Annotated in this window: 16 protein-coding genes; 7 read left to right on the top strand and 9 right to left on the bottom strand. The window is 43.8% G+C overall.

Annotation, left to right across the window (positions count from 1 at the left end; translation table 11 throughout):
* Window positions 1-122 precede the first annotated feature (122 nt).
* Together LDX50_RS03835 and LDX50_RS03830 are read left to right on the top strand one after the other, a co-directional pair.
* Entirely contained in the window at window positions 123-2228 is a 2106-nt protein-coding gene (locus LDX50_RS03835) for an elongation factor G (RefSeq protein WP_225697089.1), read from the top strand.
* Window positions 2229-2484: 256 nt separating this feature from the next.
* Complete coding sequence (locus LDX50_RS03830) at window positions 2485-2985, top strand: tetratricopeptide repeat protein (RefSeq protein ID WP_225697088.1); 501 nt, start codon at window positions 2485-2487, stop codon at window positions 2983-2985.
* A 1-nt stretch (window position 2986) separates the two neighbouring features.
* On the opposite strand, the gene LDX50_RS03825 is transcribed toward LDX50_RS03830, so the two are convergent.
* Window positions 2987-5647: an ABC transporter permease gene (locus LDX50_RS03825; RefSeq protein ID WP_225697087.1), complete on the bottom strand. Its 2661-nt coding sequence runs from the start codon at window positions 5645-5647 to the stop codon at window positions 2987-2989.
* A gap of 4 nt (window positions 5648-5651) precedes the next feature.
* Window positions 5652-5981, bottom strand: a complete 330-nt coding sequence (locus tag LDX50_RS03820) for a PadR family transcriptional regulator (protein WP_225697086.1) — start codon at window positions 5979-5981, stop codon at window positions 5652-5654.
* Window positions 5982-6118: 137 nt separating this feature from the next.
* Between LDX50_RS03820 and LDX50_RS03815 the strand changes: the two genes are divergently transcribed.
* Window positions 6119-7066, top strand: a complete 948-nt coding sequence (locus tag LDX50_RS03815; RefSeq protein ID WP_225697085.1) for a radical SAM protein — start codon at window positions 6119-6121, stop codon at window positions 7064-7066.
* A 154-nt stretch (window positions 7067-7220) separates the two neighbouring features.
* The gene (locus tag LDX50_RS03810; RefSeq protein WP_225697084.1) at window positions 7221-8462 is read left to right on the top strand and encodes an NHL repeat-containing protein; all 1242 of its coding nucleotides are present in this window, start codon (window positions 7221-7223) and stop codon (window positions 8460-8462) included.
* Between the two features lies 1 nt (window position 8463).
* On the opposite strand, the gene LDX50_RS03805 is transcribed toward LDX50_RS03810, so the two are convergent.
* On the bottom strand, window positions 8464-9021 hold the full coding sequence (locus tag LDX50_RS03805) for a DUF4287 domain-containing protein (protein ID WP_225697083.1): 558 nt from the start codon (window positions 9019-9021) through the stop codon (window positions 8464-8466).
* Between the two features lie 11 nt (window positions 9022-9032).
* A complete protein-coding gene (locus LDX50_RS03800) occupies window positions 9033-10424 on the bottom strand; it encodes an MBL fold metallo-hydrolase RNA specificity domain-containing protein (protein WP_225697082.1) in 1392 nt (463 codons plus the stop codon).
* A gap of 73 nt (window positions 10425-10497) precedes the next feature.
* Here LDX50_RS03800 and LDX50_RS03795 point away from each other — a divergent pair, with 73 nt between their 5' ends.
* The 3 genes from LDX50_RS03795 to ahcY all read left to right on the top strand — a co-directional run bounded on the left by LDX50_RS03795 (window position 10498) and on the right by ahcY (window position 12916).
* Complete coding sequence (locus tag LDX50_RS03795; RefSeq protein ID WP_225697081.1) at window positions 10498-10698, top strand: dodecin family protein; 201 nt, start codon at window positions 10498-10500, stop codon at window positions 10696-10698.
* A 47-nt stretch (window positions 10699-10745) separates the two neighbouring features.
* On the top strand, window positions 10746-11492 hold the full coding sequence (locus tag LDX50_RS03790; protein WP_225697080.1) for a PPK2 family polyphosphate kinase: 747 nt from the start codon (window positions 10746-10748) through the stop codon (window positions 11490-11492).
* A gap of 122 nt (window positions 11493-11614) precedes the next feature.
* On the top strand, window positions 11615-12916 hold the full coding sequence (ahcY, locus tag LDX50_RS03785) for an adenosylhomocysteinase (protein ID WP_225697079.1): 1302 nt from the start codon (window positions 11615-11617) through the stop codon (window positions 12914-12916).
* Between the two features lie 210 nt (window positions 12917-13126).
* Here ahcY and LDX50_RS03780 read toward each other — a convergent pair whose 3' ends face one another.
* The 5 genes from LDX50_RS03780 to LDX50_RS03760 form a co-directional block, all read right to left on the bottom strand.
* The gene (locus LDX50_RS03780) at window positions 13127-13873 is read right to left on the bottom strand and encodes a DUF6090 family protein (RefSeq protein ID WP_225697078.1); all 747 of its coding nucleotides are present in this window, start codon (window positions 13871-13873) and stop codon (window positions 13127-13129) included.
* Window positions 13874-13960: 87 nt separating this feature from the next.
* Window positions 13961-14449 (bottom strand): DUF4199 domain-containing protein, encoded by a 489-nt coding sequence (locus LDX50_RS03775; RefSeq protein ID WP_225697077.1) that lies wholly within the window; start codon window positions 14447-14449, stop codon window positions 13961-13963.
* A complete protein-coding gene (locus LDX50_RS03770) occupies window positions 14430-14861 on the bottom strand; it encodes a DUF1801 domain-containing protein (protein ID WP_225697076.1) in 432 nt (143 codons plus the stop codon). Before LDX50_RS03770 ends, LDX50_RS03775 begins: the two co-directional genes overlap by 20 nt.
* Window positions 14862-15007: 146 nt before the next feature.
* Window positions 15008-15766, bottom strand: a complete 759-nt coding sequence (locus tag LDX50_RS03765) for an SDR family NAD(P)-dependent oxidoreductase (protein WP_225697075.1) — start codon at window positions 15764-15766, stop codon at window positions 15008-15010.
* Window positions 15767-15811: 45 nt separating this feature from the next.
* Entirely contained in the window at window positions 15812-16237 is a 426-nt protein-coding gene (locus tag LDX50_RS03760; protein ID WP_225697074.1) for a hypothetical protein, read from the bottom strand.
* Between the last annotated feature and the right edge of the window lie 224 nt (window positions 16238-16461).

The following is a 16461-nucleotide window of genomic DNA, read 5'->3' as shown; positions in this document are numbered from 1 at the left end:
TCGTTTTCCATACACACAATGGATAGTTTTAGTATATTATAGTACGACCCAAAATCGTGCAGATCATATGCCTGATTTTCACTCACATATCAGACAATTTACCACCCTAAAACTTTATAGCTATGAAAGTATTTGATAATAAACACATCAAAAACATTGTGCTGTTGGGAAGTCAGAAGTCCGGTAAAACAACACTGGCAGAAACCATGTTGTTTGAAGCCGGACTTATCAACAGGCGGGGAAGTGTTGAAAACCATAACACAGTGTCCGATTACCATGCTCTTGAGCATGAACGCGAAGGCTCCGTTTATACCACGCTGCTGCATACGGAATGGAGAAATTATAAGATCAATATTTTGGATACACCCGGACTTGATGATTTCGTGGGAGAGGTGATATCCTCGGTACGTGTGGCTGACACGTGCGTTTACCTCATCAACGCGCAATACGGAGTTGAAGTGGGAACCGAACTAATCTGGAATCACGTAGATGAACTGCAGAAGCCTACAATATTTGTTATCAACCAACTGGATCACCCGAAAAGCAATTATGACTTCGCGCTGGAATCATTGAAAGAGCACTACGGGTCTGCAGTAACACCCATGCAATTCCCGGTAAATGAAGGACCGGGCTTCAATGGTATTATCGACCTGTTGAAAATGCGTTACTATAAGTTTGGGGAATCGGGAGGAAAGCCGGAAAAACTGGAAATTCCTGAGCTGTTCCGCGAGAAAGCTGAAAAAATGCATAATGAGCTGGTAGAGAAAGCCGCAGAAAATGATGAAGGTCTGATGGAGCTCTATTTTGAAAAAGGAACGCTCTCTGAAGATGAAATGCGGAAAGGATTGCGCCTTGGAATGCTGAATCATGATGTATTCCCTGTTTTCTGTATTTCTGCCAAGAATGATATGGGATCCGGCAGGTTGATGGGATTTATCGACAATGTGGCTCCTTCGGCCATTGATGCCATGCCGGAACATGATGCCTCCGGAAATGTAATACCACTGAAGGAAGATGCTCCTACTGAATTGTTCGTTTTTAAGACTCGAATCGAACAAAACCTTGGTCAGCTTACTTTTTTTAAGGTTGTGAGCGGAACGTTGAAAGAAGGTATGGAGCTGGTTAATCAGCAAAACGGACAAACCGAACGAATTAATCAGCTTTTCATTATTGACGGACATAACCGTAATCAGGTTGATACATTGGGTACCGGTGATATCGGTGCGACGCTAAAGCTGAAAAATACGGCCACCAATGATACATTGGGAAGCGAGGATTTAAAATCGCCTGTTGCCCCTATGGAGTTTCCAGCACCCAGGCTCACTGTAGCGATTACCGCGGCCAACAGGTCTGATGAGGAAAAAATGACCGAAGTGCTGCACAGGTTGGTAGCCGAAGATCCTACAATTGACGTGCATTACTCCAATGAGCTCCGCCAAATGCTGGTAGGCTGCCAGGGTGAATTACACCTGAGTGTCATCAAGTGGATTCTTGAGAATATGTATGACCTTAACATTGATTTCGAGACACCCCGTGTTTCATATCGTGAGTCGATAACAATTCCTGCCGAAAGCGTATACCGGCATAAGAAACAGTCGGGCGGAGCGGGCCAGTTTGCTGAGGTCCATATGAAGATCATGCCCTATACAGAAGGCATGGATGATCCTCAGGGATTCAATATCCGTGATAAGCAGGTCATTGACCTGGAATGGGGAGGTAAGCTCGTGTATTACAATTGTATCGTAGGTGGTGCAATAGATAACAGGTTCCATCCGTCAATATTGAAAGGAATCATGGAAGTGCTGGCAAACGGACCGGTTACAGGATCGTACGTTCGTGATGTCTGCGTGATGGTTCATGATGGAAAAATGCACCCTGTCGATTCGAACGACATCGCATTTAAGATTGCCGGTACATATGCATTCAAAGAAGCTTTCATGAATGCCAAACCGGTGGTAATGGAGCCGATCAATGAACTTGAGGTTTATGTGCCCGAGGAATTGATGGGTGATGTGATGACAGATCTTCAGACCCGAAGATCGATAATAACCGGTGTTGATATGAAAGGAAACTACCAGGTGATCAAGGCGAAAACACCTGTAGCGGAATTGGATAAATATACCACCGCGTTACGGTCCATAACTCAGGGCCGATCCAGCTTCAAAACTAAATTTGCGGAATATGCTCCGGTATCTTCCGAGAATATAGCAGCGATGGCTGTTCATTGACAACATAACGTCTGAATCTGAATCCCGGCACGGAATTATAATACTGCGCCGGGATTTTTCATTTTACAGGAACATATATATCTGGCTGATTAAGGGCTTCAATCAATAAAGCCGCCCCTGATAAGGGCGGCTTCGTCATCAATCATCTTGCTTAATCCTGATGTCTTGGTATAATATTCGCATAATAAAATCACAAAAGGCGTAACCATTGTTACTGAAGAACATAAATTCAAATGATATCTGTATAATTGAGAAAATGAAAGCGTTTATAATGACTATACTGGTGCTATTGCCAGCCTTGTGTGTTGCGCAAAGTGCCGATCAAAAGTTCGATGAGGGATATGAATTATATCTCCAGGAAGAATATGAGGTGGCCATCGTTCGTTATACAGAAGCCATTGCACTGAATGCTGCGAACCCCGAATATTATTATCACCGGGGAGTGTGCCGCTCATTACTGCAACGGGATTCAGAGGCAATAAAAGACTTTGACAAAGCTGTAGCGTTGAGAAGCAACTATGCTGAAGCCTATTTCGAGCGGGCTTATTCCTATTATATTTTGGGAGAATCTGAAAAAGCGATAACCGACTACAATAAAACACTGGAAATAAATCCTGATTACTCCGAAGCCTACTTGAATCGTGGAACCGTACGTTTTGATACCAACGATCTGAAAGGAGCCTGTGCTGACTGGCAAAAAGCAAGTGAATACAATATCCAGATTGCAGAAACCCTGTTAAAAGAATATTGCCGTTGATTTATTCATATTTCAGGGTCTCCGATGGGTTGATATTTGCAGCCCGGATGGCGTGGTAGCTTACCGTTAACAGCGCGATACTTAAACCTGCCAGCATGCTGATGGCAAATATTTGCCAGGAGATCTCTACCGCAAATTCAAATTCACTCAGCCACTGGTTCATTAAGTAGTAGGAAAGGGGAGTGGCAATGATAAACGAAATCAGGGCAAGCCAGATAAACTGGCGGTTTAACAGCACAAAAATATTATGTATTTCGGCGCCCATTACCTTCCTGATGCCGATTTCCTTGGTTCGGTTTACCGCATTGATACCGGCAAGCCCGAATAATCCAAGACAGGATATTAGAATTGCGAATCCGGTGGCCAGGCCCATGATATTCATCCACCGCTTGTAACTTGCATACTGGTTAGCTACATCTTCATCCAGGAATGTATAATCAAACGGCTTGTCGGGTGCGATGTCCTTCCATTTTTCTTTCAGAATGCCCATCGCGTTGTCAATGGCTCCCGGCCTTATCCGCACAAGAATATAATTCAGGTAGCCGACATCATCATTATTGATCGACAAAAACATCGGGTAAATACCGGATTCAAGGGAGAGGAAATGATAATCTTTCACGACACCAATAATGGCATGGCCATCAAGTGAGTCTTCTCTCCAGTTTAGTCGCTCTGCCAACGGATCTTCCCAACCCAGATCGCGTACGAGTGATTCGTTAACGATTAAGGCGTTGCTGTCAGAAGCAATTGCCGGATCAAAATTTCTTCCTTCCAGAATTTCTATATTCAACAGGGGAATATAGTTCGGATCCACACCAAAAACGTATGCAGTCTTATCTTCCCCCTTATACTTATAACCATTTCTCGACCAGCCCTGGCTGAAGGCTGTGGTCGTGCCGGAAACACTCTCAATGTCTGGTTCATTATTAAGGGCGTTTCTGAAATTGGCAATGATCCGGTTGCCTTCAGGATTATAACCGACCTGTGTAGGAATGACAACTACCTGAGAGCTTTCATAACCAAGATCCTTGGTGGTGATAAATTTCATCTGGCGATACATGATCAGGCTGCTGATAATAAGCACCGCAGACAGCGTGAACTGAAGTATGACCAGGGGTTTTGTAAACCCGGCATTAAGCCGACCTGTAAAATTACCTTTCAATACCTGTGTGGGACGGATCGCTGACAGAAACAGGGCGGGATATCCTCCGGAGAGGAACCCTACCAGTAAGGTGATAACCAGACTTACCAGCGTGAGTCTGATTAAATCGGGACCACCAAGAACGATTTCCTTTGTGGTGAATTCATTGAAATAGGGTAAAAATACTGTGATGAGACCGAGTCCGACAATCATTGAAATCAGTGCCAGCAGCATTGATTCAAAACTAAACTGTGCCAGGAGCTGATTGCGTTGTGCCCCGATGGCTTTGCGTATTCCTACCTCGATTCTGCGTGAAGCAGAGGTAGTGAGCGCCAGCGAAATATAATTGATACAGGCGATCAATAAAATGAATAGAGCAATACCTCCCAGAATGTAGGAATACTGCGGATCGCTGGAACGTGTCCATTCCACCTTTGTATCCATATGAATATCGGTGAACCGGGTATACTTAAATTTAAATAACTCAAGGTCTTCCGGCAGGGATGAATCTTCCCGCCATCGTTCAAGGTTTTCACCCATATATTTTTCTACAATAATGTCGAGGTTAGCCTCGAACTGCTCCATATCGGCATTTTTGTACAGCATCACGAAGGAAGGCGTATTGAAATTATTCCACCTGTCCTTGCTTTGTTCAAAAAATGGACGGTTCTCCTGCGGGATAAGTAAGGAATAGGTAATGCTGGAATTGGCCGGTGCTTCTTCTATCACACCCGTGACCACGTAGGGCTGATTATCTCCAAAAATGGATAATTCGATCGTCTTACCCAGCGGACTTTCCCCATCGAAGTATTTCTCGACAATGGACGGTGTAATGACTACCTCATTTTTATCATTGAATAATTTTTCACGGTTGCCTTCAAGAAGCTCAAAGGAAAATATCTGGAAGAAATCCTTATCTGTAAATGTGATCTCTTCATTGAAAATCTTATCGCCATAAGTGAAAATACCCTCACCATGTGGTGAGAAGCGGGTTGCGAATTCTACCTGCGGTACTTCTGCCTTTAAAGTAGGGATCACAGGGATTTGTACGTAGGCAGAATACCGGTATAGCTCGCCGGTTTCTTTAGCACCCCAATCATCATAACCGTATTCCTCGATCCGGAAAATGCGGTCCCCGTTGGTCTGAAACTTATCGAAACTCTTTTCATTCTGGATGTAGAGATAGATCAGGCCGCAAAAGGCGATACCGATACTAAGTCCGACCGCATTGATCAGGGAATATAACCTTCTTCGATATAAATTCCGGAATGCTACTTTGAGATAGTTTGACCACATCATGTTATTGAATAATTTAATTCTGTTCCTGTTTCTAAATAAAATTCCTGGCCGGAAAAACCTGATCACATTCCAGCGATACCGTCTGTTTGCTCTGCGCTGACCCACCTGGTCTATGTCCATCTCGAATTGTTCATAGAGATCTCCCAGAATGGCTTCACATAGTTCCGGCGGACAAAACCATTCAAGGAATCGCGTGAATCGATGAGGAGGTTCCGGATGCATGCTGCTAAATGCTAAACTTTAATTGCGGAAGCATGTTCCAAAGCTGCATCCGACTTTCTTTCATGTCCCGAAGCACAGCCAGGCCCGCATTTGAAATTTGAAAATATCTTTTTCTCCGTCCGCCCCGCTCTGCTGTGGCGCCTCCCATATGAGATTTAACAAACCCTTTATCCTCCAGCCTGTAAAGGGTCACATGCACTGCGCTGAGATTGACCTCGCGATCCAGCCGGCTGCTGATCTCGTGGACGATGGCATTCCCGTATGCTTGATCTCCAAGGATTCCCACCATTGTTAAAACAAGCTCTTCAAATTCTCCAAGAAACGCTTTACCCATTTGTATATGATTTGTAAAACAAATATACTTTGCAATACGGAATCATCGCGGATTGAGTTATGATTTTTTTTTAAAATCTTCTTTTGTCTATCCCATGACAGGCACCTTCTCTCAATAATGTGTATCATTGGGATTGTATGCATGATTTTAATCACGTCGAAAGTTTATACTGGGTATTTACCCAACTCTGCAATGACAAGTGCGATCACTGCTATAATCTTTCCGGACCCCACGGGGCCCGGATGACCATTGAGGAGTGCGACGCTATTTTAGATAATTTGCCGGATCGGATTGATCGGTTAATCCTGTCGGGCGGAGAGCCGCTTGCGGAGCGCAAGCTTTTGTATCATATTCTGGATCGTGCCAGGGCGAGATATGGCAATTTAACGCAGTTGATGCTTCAGACCAACGGTGACTTGCTTACCGGCGAAATACTGGATACACTCATTGAAAAAGGAGTAACCCGGTTTGATGTGGCGAGTATAGACCGTTATCATAAGGCGGCCGGTGCCCATCTGGAGAAACTTAAGCAATTGTTTGATTCGCGAGGCGTGAATGGAGATGAAAAGGAACCATTGGTTAGAAAGGAGTCATATCTGCACAGCTATCCGTTGAGCTGGGGTTATTGGGGCTCCACCGAAGATATGTGGCTGGGGGGTAACTGGGCACGCGGCAGGGCTTTGAGGAAAAACATATGGAAAAGAGATCCTGAACATAACTTTTGCGCGATTCATTCCGGAGGTATAGGATTCCTGAACGGCAGCGAGGGAATCCCACAGGAAATTTCTATTCAGTTGTGGAAAATTAATCCCTGTTGTCCGGGTACCAAAGATCCAATAGGAGATGCCCGTAAGGAAAAGATCGCTGATATTCTGGAAAGGATATCTGAGAATCCGGTTTTCAAAAAAATCGACCTGGGTGACCCCTTTTCGATGGGTGAATCAATCGGAATCCCGGAGTCCTATGCCAGAAAACGATGTGGTGAGCTGGGAAATGTTTGTCTTTGGTGCGATGAATTTTTCACCAAACACTATGATATCAAATCTCTGTCGGCACGTGATACACAGAATTTAAATCAAGCCTGAAACTTGTTGGATCAATAAGAAATTTGACAACAAGAATTCCACATTTCCATATTTCCAGAAATATTTTGCTGAAAAATAACAGGTAGCTATAGTAGGCATAGATCCATATTTATATAATTTACGTTACAAGAACTGAACACTTGTTCTGATCATTATGAAAGAGATGTTGACTTTTCTATTGTCACTCACTCTGTGCCTTACTTCGTTCGCACAGGACCTGCAGTCTCTTTTTCAGCAGGGGCGTGCGCAATATGACAGCGCTCAATATGATAAGGCCTTAATTTCGTTCAGGGAATTCGAAAAGATCCGGGATAACTATCCGCCTGTTAATGCATACCTGGCTGCAGTTTATGGCCGGTTGAACAGGAAGGAAGATGCACTTCGATATTTGAATAAAACGGCCATCATTAATGCAGATACAGCCTTATTGTCACGTCCTGATTTTGATGTGATACGTGACTCTGAGGAATTCAAAAAGATCACAGACTTTTATCTTCATTTGTTAAAGCCTGTACATCTGTCTGAACTGGCCTTCACTATCGATGATGCTGAAATTCATCCGGAAACGCTGGCATATGATCAGGAGAGCTCAAGGTTTTTTATTGGCAGTATCCGTTTACGGCAAATTTTAATTTATGAACGCGGTCGGTCCTACATGTTTAAAAAAGAGGCAGAGGACAGTTTGCTGGCGGTAACCGGACTCGATGTCGATAAAGAAGGAAATGTATTGTGGGTATCTTCGGCCGTCATGCCTCAAATGAAAAATAAGGACGGGCAAGCTACAGGAAGCCGTGTTCATATATATGATCTGGAAACCGGCAGCCTGATCCGTTCACATCGCTTGCAGGATGAGGGCGTTCTGCTCGGCGACCTCATCGTAGGATCTGATGGACGCGCGTATTGTACCAGCAGCAACCGCACCGAAATTTATATGGCTAACCTGGATTCAATTTGGCTTAGTCATTCCTTTCCTGAAATGCGCAACATACAAGGTATAACATTTGACAAGTCGGGAAACCTGTACTTCAGCGACTATATCAGGGGTATTTTTAAGATTGTTGATGGGAAAGCAGTGCGCGTGGAACATGGAAAAAATATTTCCACCAAGGGTATCGATGGGTTGTACTACCGCAAGGGAAATTTCATTGGCATTCAGAATGGTGTTTTTCCGATGCGGGTCGCCCAGTACGTTTACGATTCAGAAAAAAACCGGATTACAGATGTGATCTACCTTGATAAGAATCTCGACGAGATGCGTGAGCCCGTGCAGGGTACCTGGGTAGGGGACTGGTTCTATTTTATTGCCAATAGTCCGTGGCCTTACTATACCGAAGACAATGAACTCAATCCGGAGACGACCCCGTCACCGATGATCTGGCGGGTTAACCTCCATTAACTTATCGCTTTGCAGTTTCATAGGCTTTTTTCAGCCACCCTATGGTTTCCTTATCCGGTGATTCAATCCCTTCCAGCCGGATGCGATGGGAACACATTGAATTAAAGCTTCCGGCTTTCTCAAGGGATGAGTCATCTTCTTTTAGTACAAGACCAACATCCAGCCGCGATTTTGCGGAAGGCTGTAAAATGCCAAATTGCACGTCTCTGCGAAGACTTACATAATTCTTCTTGACGGAAACATCCACATCGGGCCCAAATTTCTCAACTGCTGCTATTACTAGGTCATAGAGCTTGCGGAGATCTTCTTTTCCTTTAAACTGGGCCTCCAGCAGTTCATCATCGCCGGGTTTTGTTCCGGCACCGATTCCCGGGTTCTTTGCTTCGTGGACGACCAGGTTGGCAAAACCGTGGGAAAAACCATGTTCCTTTTTCAGGAAGTTAATGCGCTCCCCATGTTTTTCCAATCCACTGGCTTTAACAAGTTCAACCCATTCAGAGACCGGTTTGCCATATTTCTCTTCGATACTCTCGAACATTTTTTTAACCATTGGATCCATAGCTGTAAAATTTAAATGGTGAAACTCTCGCCCAGTTCGGGCAGGATGACCGACTTAAATCCGGTGGCTTCCAGCGCCGCCTTTAATGGAATTTGCCGGTCGCGCTCCCCGTGCACGAGGAGAATTCGTTTTAACCGGTCGCGATTCATGTGTTTAAGGAATTCCAGTAACTCATCCTGATCCGCATGTCCGCTGAAACTATCCATGATCTCGATACGTGCTTTGATCCGTCGTTCCTGTCCGAATAACTTGATGCTTTCCGGCTTTGTACGAATAACAGCGCCGAGTGTTCCCGGGGCACAGAATCCGACAATGAGCAGTGTAGCTGATTCCTCTTCAATATGGTTAAAAATATGATGGCGGATGCGCCCGCCAGACATCATGCCGGAGGCGCTGATGATGATGGCAGGACCGTTCAGGAAATTGATGGATTTGGATTTTTCAACGGAACGCACATAGTGAAGATGACCAAATCCGAAAGGATTGGGATCCTCCCGCATGTACTCCCGCAGTTCGCGATCATAGCATTCCGGATGGGCAATAAAGATGTCAGTTGCGTTCACGGCAAGAGGACTGTCGACAAATACAGGAACTTTTGGAAGCTTGCCTGCTGTTTCCAGCCGATCCAGCATATAAACAATCTCCTGGGTTCTTCCTACACTGAAAGCAGGGATCAGCAGTTTGCCTTTTCGGTCGACGCACGTTTCCCGTATGATACTTAGAAACCTTTTTTCGTCATCAGGCAGCTGGTCGTGCTTCTCACCCCCATAGGTGGATTCGCAAATCAGGAAGTCAACGTCCGGCATGGGTATTGGATCGCGAAGTATCGGACGATCCGGGCGTCCTACATCGCCTGTAAATCCCAGCAGGAATTCCGATTCATTCCGTTTAATTTTAAGTGTTACGGTGGCGCTTCCAAGAATGTGTCCTGCATCCCTGAACAGCACCGACACCTCATTGCTTATCTGATACCAGCGTTCATATGAAATTCCGACAAACTGTTCAATAGCATTTTCGGCATCTTCTACCGAGTAAAGTGGCTCGATGGGGCCTCCTGATCCTTTTTTAGCTTCATATTTGGCATCCTGCTCCTGAATATAGGCGCTGTCCATCAGCATGATGGCACAGAGATCACGTGTTGCATCCGTACAAATGATATCCCCTGAGAATCCATCCTTAACCAATTTGGGTATTCGGCCACTATGGTCGATATGAGCATGGGAAAGAACCAGGCAATCAATAGAATCAGGATCGAATATCCATTCTTCATTGAAGGAGACAAAATCTTCCTCCCTTCCCTGGTAGAGGCCACAGTCGAGCAAAACGCGATAACCGCTATCAAGTTCAAGGAGATGGCAGCTTCCGGTCACAGTTCCGGCTGCCCCGCAAATGGTAAGTTTCATGGGCTACAATTTGTAAATCAGTGCGTGTGATGTAAATTAAAGTAAATCAATGTATTACCAAAAATAACATGTCATGTCTGTTTTGAAAGTTCTTGAAATAATGAGCAATTCCGAAAAGAGTTGGGAAGATGCTACTGCAAATGGAATCAGGAAAGCGTCTAAAAGTGTGAAGAATATCAGGTCGGCTTATGTGCAGTCGCAAAGTGTTGTTGTTAAAAATGATGATATTTCTGAGTACCGCGTAAATTTGAAGATATCATTTGAAGTCGATTAATCATCCTGTGAGAAAATCAAATTTAAGGAGTTAACTACCTTTATTATATGACCGAAATTAAACTTGCTGAAATATCCACACTACCTCCCGGGGACCTGGATAAGGAACCAATTGAGGATGCAACGAAAAAAATAACGAAGGAAATCGAGGACCTGCAGGAGATTATGCAGGCCCAGCGTAAATACTCCTTGCTGGTGGTAATGCAGGGAATGGATGCGTCAGGTAAGGATAGTGCAGTAAAGAAGGTCTTTGATGAGATCGGTCCGGCCGGGATTAAGGTTCAGGCATTTAAAAAACCGACTGAAGAAGAAATGAGTCATGATTTTCTTTGGAGGGTTCATAAGCATGTTCCGGAAAAGGGCATGATACAGGTATTTAACCGATCACATTACGAAGATGTACTGATACAGCGTGTACATAAGTGGATTGATGAGAAAACGGTGATGAAACGGTTTTCGCATATCAATAATTTTGAACGATTGCTGCAGGACAGCAATACGGTCGTGATTAAGTTCTATCTGCATATTTCAAAGGATCAGCAGCTCATCGAGCTGAATGAGCGCATATCTGACCCGAAAAAATTTTATAAGCATAATGAGAATGATTTCAATGAGCGGCAACACTGGGATGAGTACATGAGCGCTTATGAGGATGTTTTTAAAAACTGCGGACCGGAAATCCCATGGCATATAATTCCGTCGGACCGAAACTGGTACAAGGAATATTGTATGGCCTCGGCGATTTTGGAGGCTTTACGCGCGTTACCGCTGGAATATCCGCCGAAGCAAGGGTAATTTGCCGTGAATAATTGAAACAGTGCCAGTTAAATCGATTGGAACTCAAAAACAGATGGGTTACTTTTGTGTTACATATGTAATAAAAGGCTACAAAGAGTATCAAATAATTACTTAAAATAATGATCGAAGAAAAATTAAAGTACAAAGTAAAGGACATCAACCTTGCTGCATGGGGGCGAAAGGAAATTGAACTGGCGGAAGCCGAAATGCCCGGCCTTATGTCATTACGTGAGGAATTTGGTGCTAAGAAACCCCTGAAGGGAGCTCGCATTGCAGGCTGTCTTCACATGACAATCCAGACCGCTGTTTTGATCGAAACACTTGTGGAACTGGGTGCCGATGTGACCTGGTCTTCATGTAATATTTTCTCTACCCAGGATCATGCTGCTGCTGCAATCGCTGCTGCGGGAATACCTGTTTATGCATGGAAGGGTATGAACGAGGAGGAATTTGACTGGTGTATAGAGCAAACGCTTATCTTCCCTGACGGACAACCCTTGAACATGATCCTTGATGACGGTGGAGATCTCACCAATATGGTGCTGGACCGTTATCCCCAGTATGTTAGCGGTATTCGTGGAATCTCGGAAGAAACTACTACCGGAGTACTCAGATTGCACGATCGTCAGAAGAAAGGCACACTTCCTTTACCTGCGATCAATATCAATGATTCCGTAACCAAATCGAAATTCGATAACAAGTATGGTTGTAAGGAATCTTGTGTGGATGCGATTCGTCGTGCCACTGATATCATGATGGCTGGAAAAGTAGCTGTAGTTGCCGGATATGGTGATGTTGGAAAAGGATCCGTTGCCTCGCTTCACGGAGCAGGAGCACGTGTTATTGTTACCGAAATCGATCCGATTTGTGCGCTGCAGGCTGCTATGGATGGCTATGAAGTGAAGAAAATGGAAGATGCCGTAAAAGAAGCCGATATTATTGTGACAGCTACCGGAAACAAGGATATTGTTACAGGCCGTCATTTTGAAAACATGAAAGACAAAGCCATTGTATGTAACATCGGTCACTTTGATAATGAAATTGATGTGGCTTGGCTGAAGAAGAATGCTGTTCGTGACGAGATCAAACCGCAGGTAGACAAGTTTACACTTACCAACGGCAATGATGTAATTCTGCTCGCAGAAGGCCGTCTTGTGAACCTCGGCTGTGCGACAGGTCACCCGTCATTCGTAATGTCGAACTCGTTTACAAACCAGACGCTTGCACAACTCGAGCTATGGAATAATCACGAAAATTACGAAAACAAAGTATATACACTTCCGAAACACCTTGATGAAAAAGTTGCTGCACTGCACCTCAAGAAAATTGGTGTTGAACTGGAAGAGCTTACCAAGGAACAGGCTGATTATATCGGAGTAGATGTAAAAGGTCCGTACAAGTCTGATGAGTATCGTTACTAATTAAGACGTTAAGCAATAATGAAAAAGGCCGATTCTGATAAAAAAGAATTGGCCTTTTTCTATCTAACCATATGCAGTCACCCACTTAACCTTCGCATAGGCCATGGCGGAACAATCCGCAGTTGTTATTTAAAAGAATAAATCCTTCCTGGCAACCCATGCTCAGACATCAAGCGCTTTACGACGCGCGCTTATGCATAACCTGCACGTTCATTTTGAAATCTCCTGTTGGAGTAAGGCACGCAATTCGAGCATGGAGGGAGTCATTTGTTCCAGTAATTCTCGTGTATTGGAAGCCCGATCTTTTGTAATATAGAGTAATTGATTAAAGGTCTCGCTGGTCTCCAGATCAATCTGTTTTAATGATCTGTTCGGTCGGAGAACTGTTGAGTCGGTAACGATTACCCTGGATGGAAAGCTAAGCTCTTCAATGAGTGGTTCCATTTTCTCACTGGAAGTACTCATGGTAAATTCAACAAGTCCTTTATACCTGGGGACAAAAAAATCGTAGTAAAATATTAGCTTGTTTCGGAGACTGTCATTCGAAATTTTATCGATGCCGGAAGCTTTCAATGCATCATAAGGACCCCGGTTGAGGGTAACCTGGAGTCCGAAAAGCAAGCGGTTAAAATGATAGTCAATAGAATCCTTTTCAGCATTTTTTGAAACGATAGCCCTGTCGAAAAAATCCACGGCCTGCAATTCGGTTTGATTACGGAAACCGATCAGGTGGTAGGTAAAAAAATAATAATCCTGTTCCAGGGCTTTTTCGATCTCTTTCAGCATTTTCAACTCAAAGGTTCGGTTATGCCTGTTTTCATTCCATGTATTGATCGATAGCGCAATGAGAATTCCGATTACCACCAGTATGATTTCACCGATCGCATATAACAGGTATCTCGTGAATTTATTTTCCGCAAGGAATTGCTGCCGGAATTTTCTAAAAAAACTGATCATAGTTGATAACCGGACGTTGGGCCCAAGTGCTCACTTTCTCGTGTCTCTATTTTTCTAAATTTCATTGCCGGTAAACACAGAACGACCCTATTTGATTGATTTCGTTTTTACAAAAAATGCTACGATAGCAGTGGTGATAACCCCCATGATGAACGCACCGATCACACTTTGCATCATATAATTACTTAAATTAAAATTGGCCTCGGCTTCTTCTACTGTTTCATAATAACCCGTTTCAACAGAGTAAGCAATAACATTGGGGAAGTATTCTGGAGTGATGATGGTCGAGGTAATCCACTGGGTAATCGGAGCAAGTACGGTTACTATGATGGTAATGATCAAACCGGACATGAATCCCTGCTTGTAAGTCATTTGTCCGTGATAGTCTGTCGCTTTTTTGTCTTTCAAAGCCAGTACATACACGATGATCGCCGGAATGGCAAACAGGTTGGTTAAGTATAAATGTTTATCGATGTGGGTGCTGTGAAGTCCGACGAGTTTCTCAAGGACCATCCAGAGCAGTGACATTGCAACAAAGATCAACGCCCATTTGATTTCAATTCTGATCTTTTTCATATTTTGTGGTAAGGTATTCAATGGTCTTATTCATAAGGCTGGTCAAAGCTTTCTGATTGACATCAGAAAGCTTTTTCACATAAATACAGGCCTTTCCCCGCCTGAATTTGCCAAGGTCCGACAGTAAGGGTTCATGGTCGTCCAGTCCAGTAAAAACATAAAGTGAAAATTCATTTTTCCTGGGGGAAAAACCAACCAGGGGTGCGTCGCCTTCATGTCCGCTGGCATATTTATAATGATATGATCCGAAGCCGATAATGGAAGGCCCCCACATTTTTGGTTCGAATCCTGAAACATCCCTCATCAACCCAAGAAGTTCGAAGCTGTCCTGCCGCTTCTGGTCGGAATCAACAAAGGAATTGATGAACTCTTCAACGCCGACATTCGTTTCTCTTGTTTTATTTTTTGCCATGATTTGCATGTAAACAGATGATCCATCCCGGATCATCAGGTATTCCGGGGCTTGATTAGGAATAATATACTATAAATATCGAATCAATATGATATTCATTCGATACTTCTTTAACCAAAAGTTGAAAAAGTGATCATCAACGCTGCTTATGATAAATTAGATTTATGCTGGCCCCCATCCACAGAAAGGCATGTTCCTGTAACCCAGCTCGCGCAGGGAGAAACGATAAAAGCTGCTACCTTGCCGATTTCATCCGGTGTACCTAATCTTCCCGATGGAATAGTGTTCAGTATCATGTCATAAAACGGACGGTCATGTTTTTTAGCCATTTCCCAAAGTCCGCCTTCAAATTCAACCGAACCCGGAGCAATTGTATTTACACGAATGTTTTTGGGCGCCAATTGGGCTGATATCGATTTGGAATAACTGATTAGGGCAGCCTTGGCTGCTGCATAGGCAGGGGGCGAACCGGCTTCCATTCCGGATACTGATGAAATGAACAAAATACTTCCTCCACCGGCATCCATCATCCACGGGATCACTTTCCGCGTTGCCTTCACACTAGCCAATACATCTATGTTAATGGATGCTTCCCAGTCGGAATATTCATCACCCAGGCTCAGGGCAGAAACGTTATTCACAAGAATATCAACACTTCCCAGATTTCCTTTTACCGCCTCCAGAAATGCTTCCAGTTTCTCAGAATCGCCAATATCGCAGGGTTCGGCATATACTTTTACCCCTTTTCCTATCAGCTCTTTTTCCGTAGCGCGGAGTGCCTCTTCTCCACGCGCGCAAATGGCGACGTGGGCACCTTCATCAGCGAGGGTCAATGCGATGCTTCTGCCAATACCCTTGCTTCCGCCAGTCACTATGGCATTTTTTCCGTTCAATCCTAAGTTCATTTTTTAGTTTTTTCAATGATGGCTAATAAATCCAGCCGGAAGTAATTAATCAATGATCTGGTTAATATCTGCATAAACCAACTCAATATTATCTGATAAATCCTTTTCAATGCTAAAACGAAGTCCCGCTAATTCTGCGCCTGAATAACCCTTGCCTTCAACGTTTTTTATGCCTTCAATTTTATTCCAGTCCTCAACACGAATCATTCCTTTGGCGCACAGCGTTTCCCCCTGAATATTTACTACAATGTACTCCCGGTCATTCTCCCTAACGTAGCTGTCAAACCAGTAGCTTAAGTTATTCTGACCAATATTTTGGATCTGATTGAACAATTCGGTTTTATATTCCGGGGAATTGAATTCGTTCATATCAAAAATGGCATTCGTGTTTTCGCATACCGGTCGGTTGCAGGAGTGTATTCCAATGATTATAAATAGATAAAGGAAAATTGAAGGCCGGATAAGTTTCATACTGGTTTGCTTCATGTAATCGAGAACAGCTGATTTTTACAAGTGGGCTCATCCCGAAATTGTTAATATCGATGAATATATCAATTATTGTTGGTTTTCCAATGAGTGGTTATACCTCCTGATTATTAAATAGTTGGGATCTTAATTGAACCGTGCAGGAAGATGTTGGAAGATCTTAGTGTAGATCGGATGCCTTATTCTATGATGCACGGGATACCTGCACC

This window comes from Fulvivirga sedimenti (assembly GCF_020328055.1).
The sequence above is the reverse complement of the archived record's forward strand: the minus strand, read 5'-3'. Positions and strand labels throughout refer to the sequence as shown.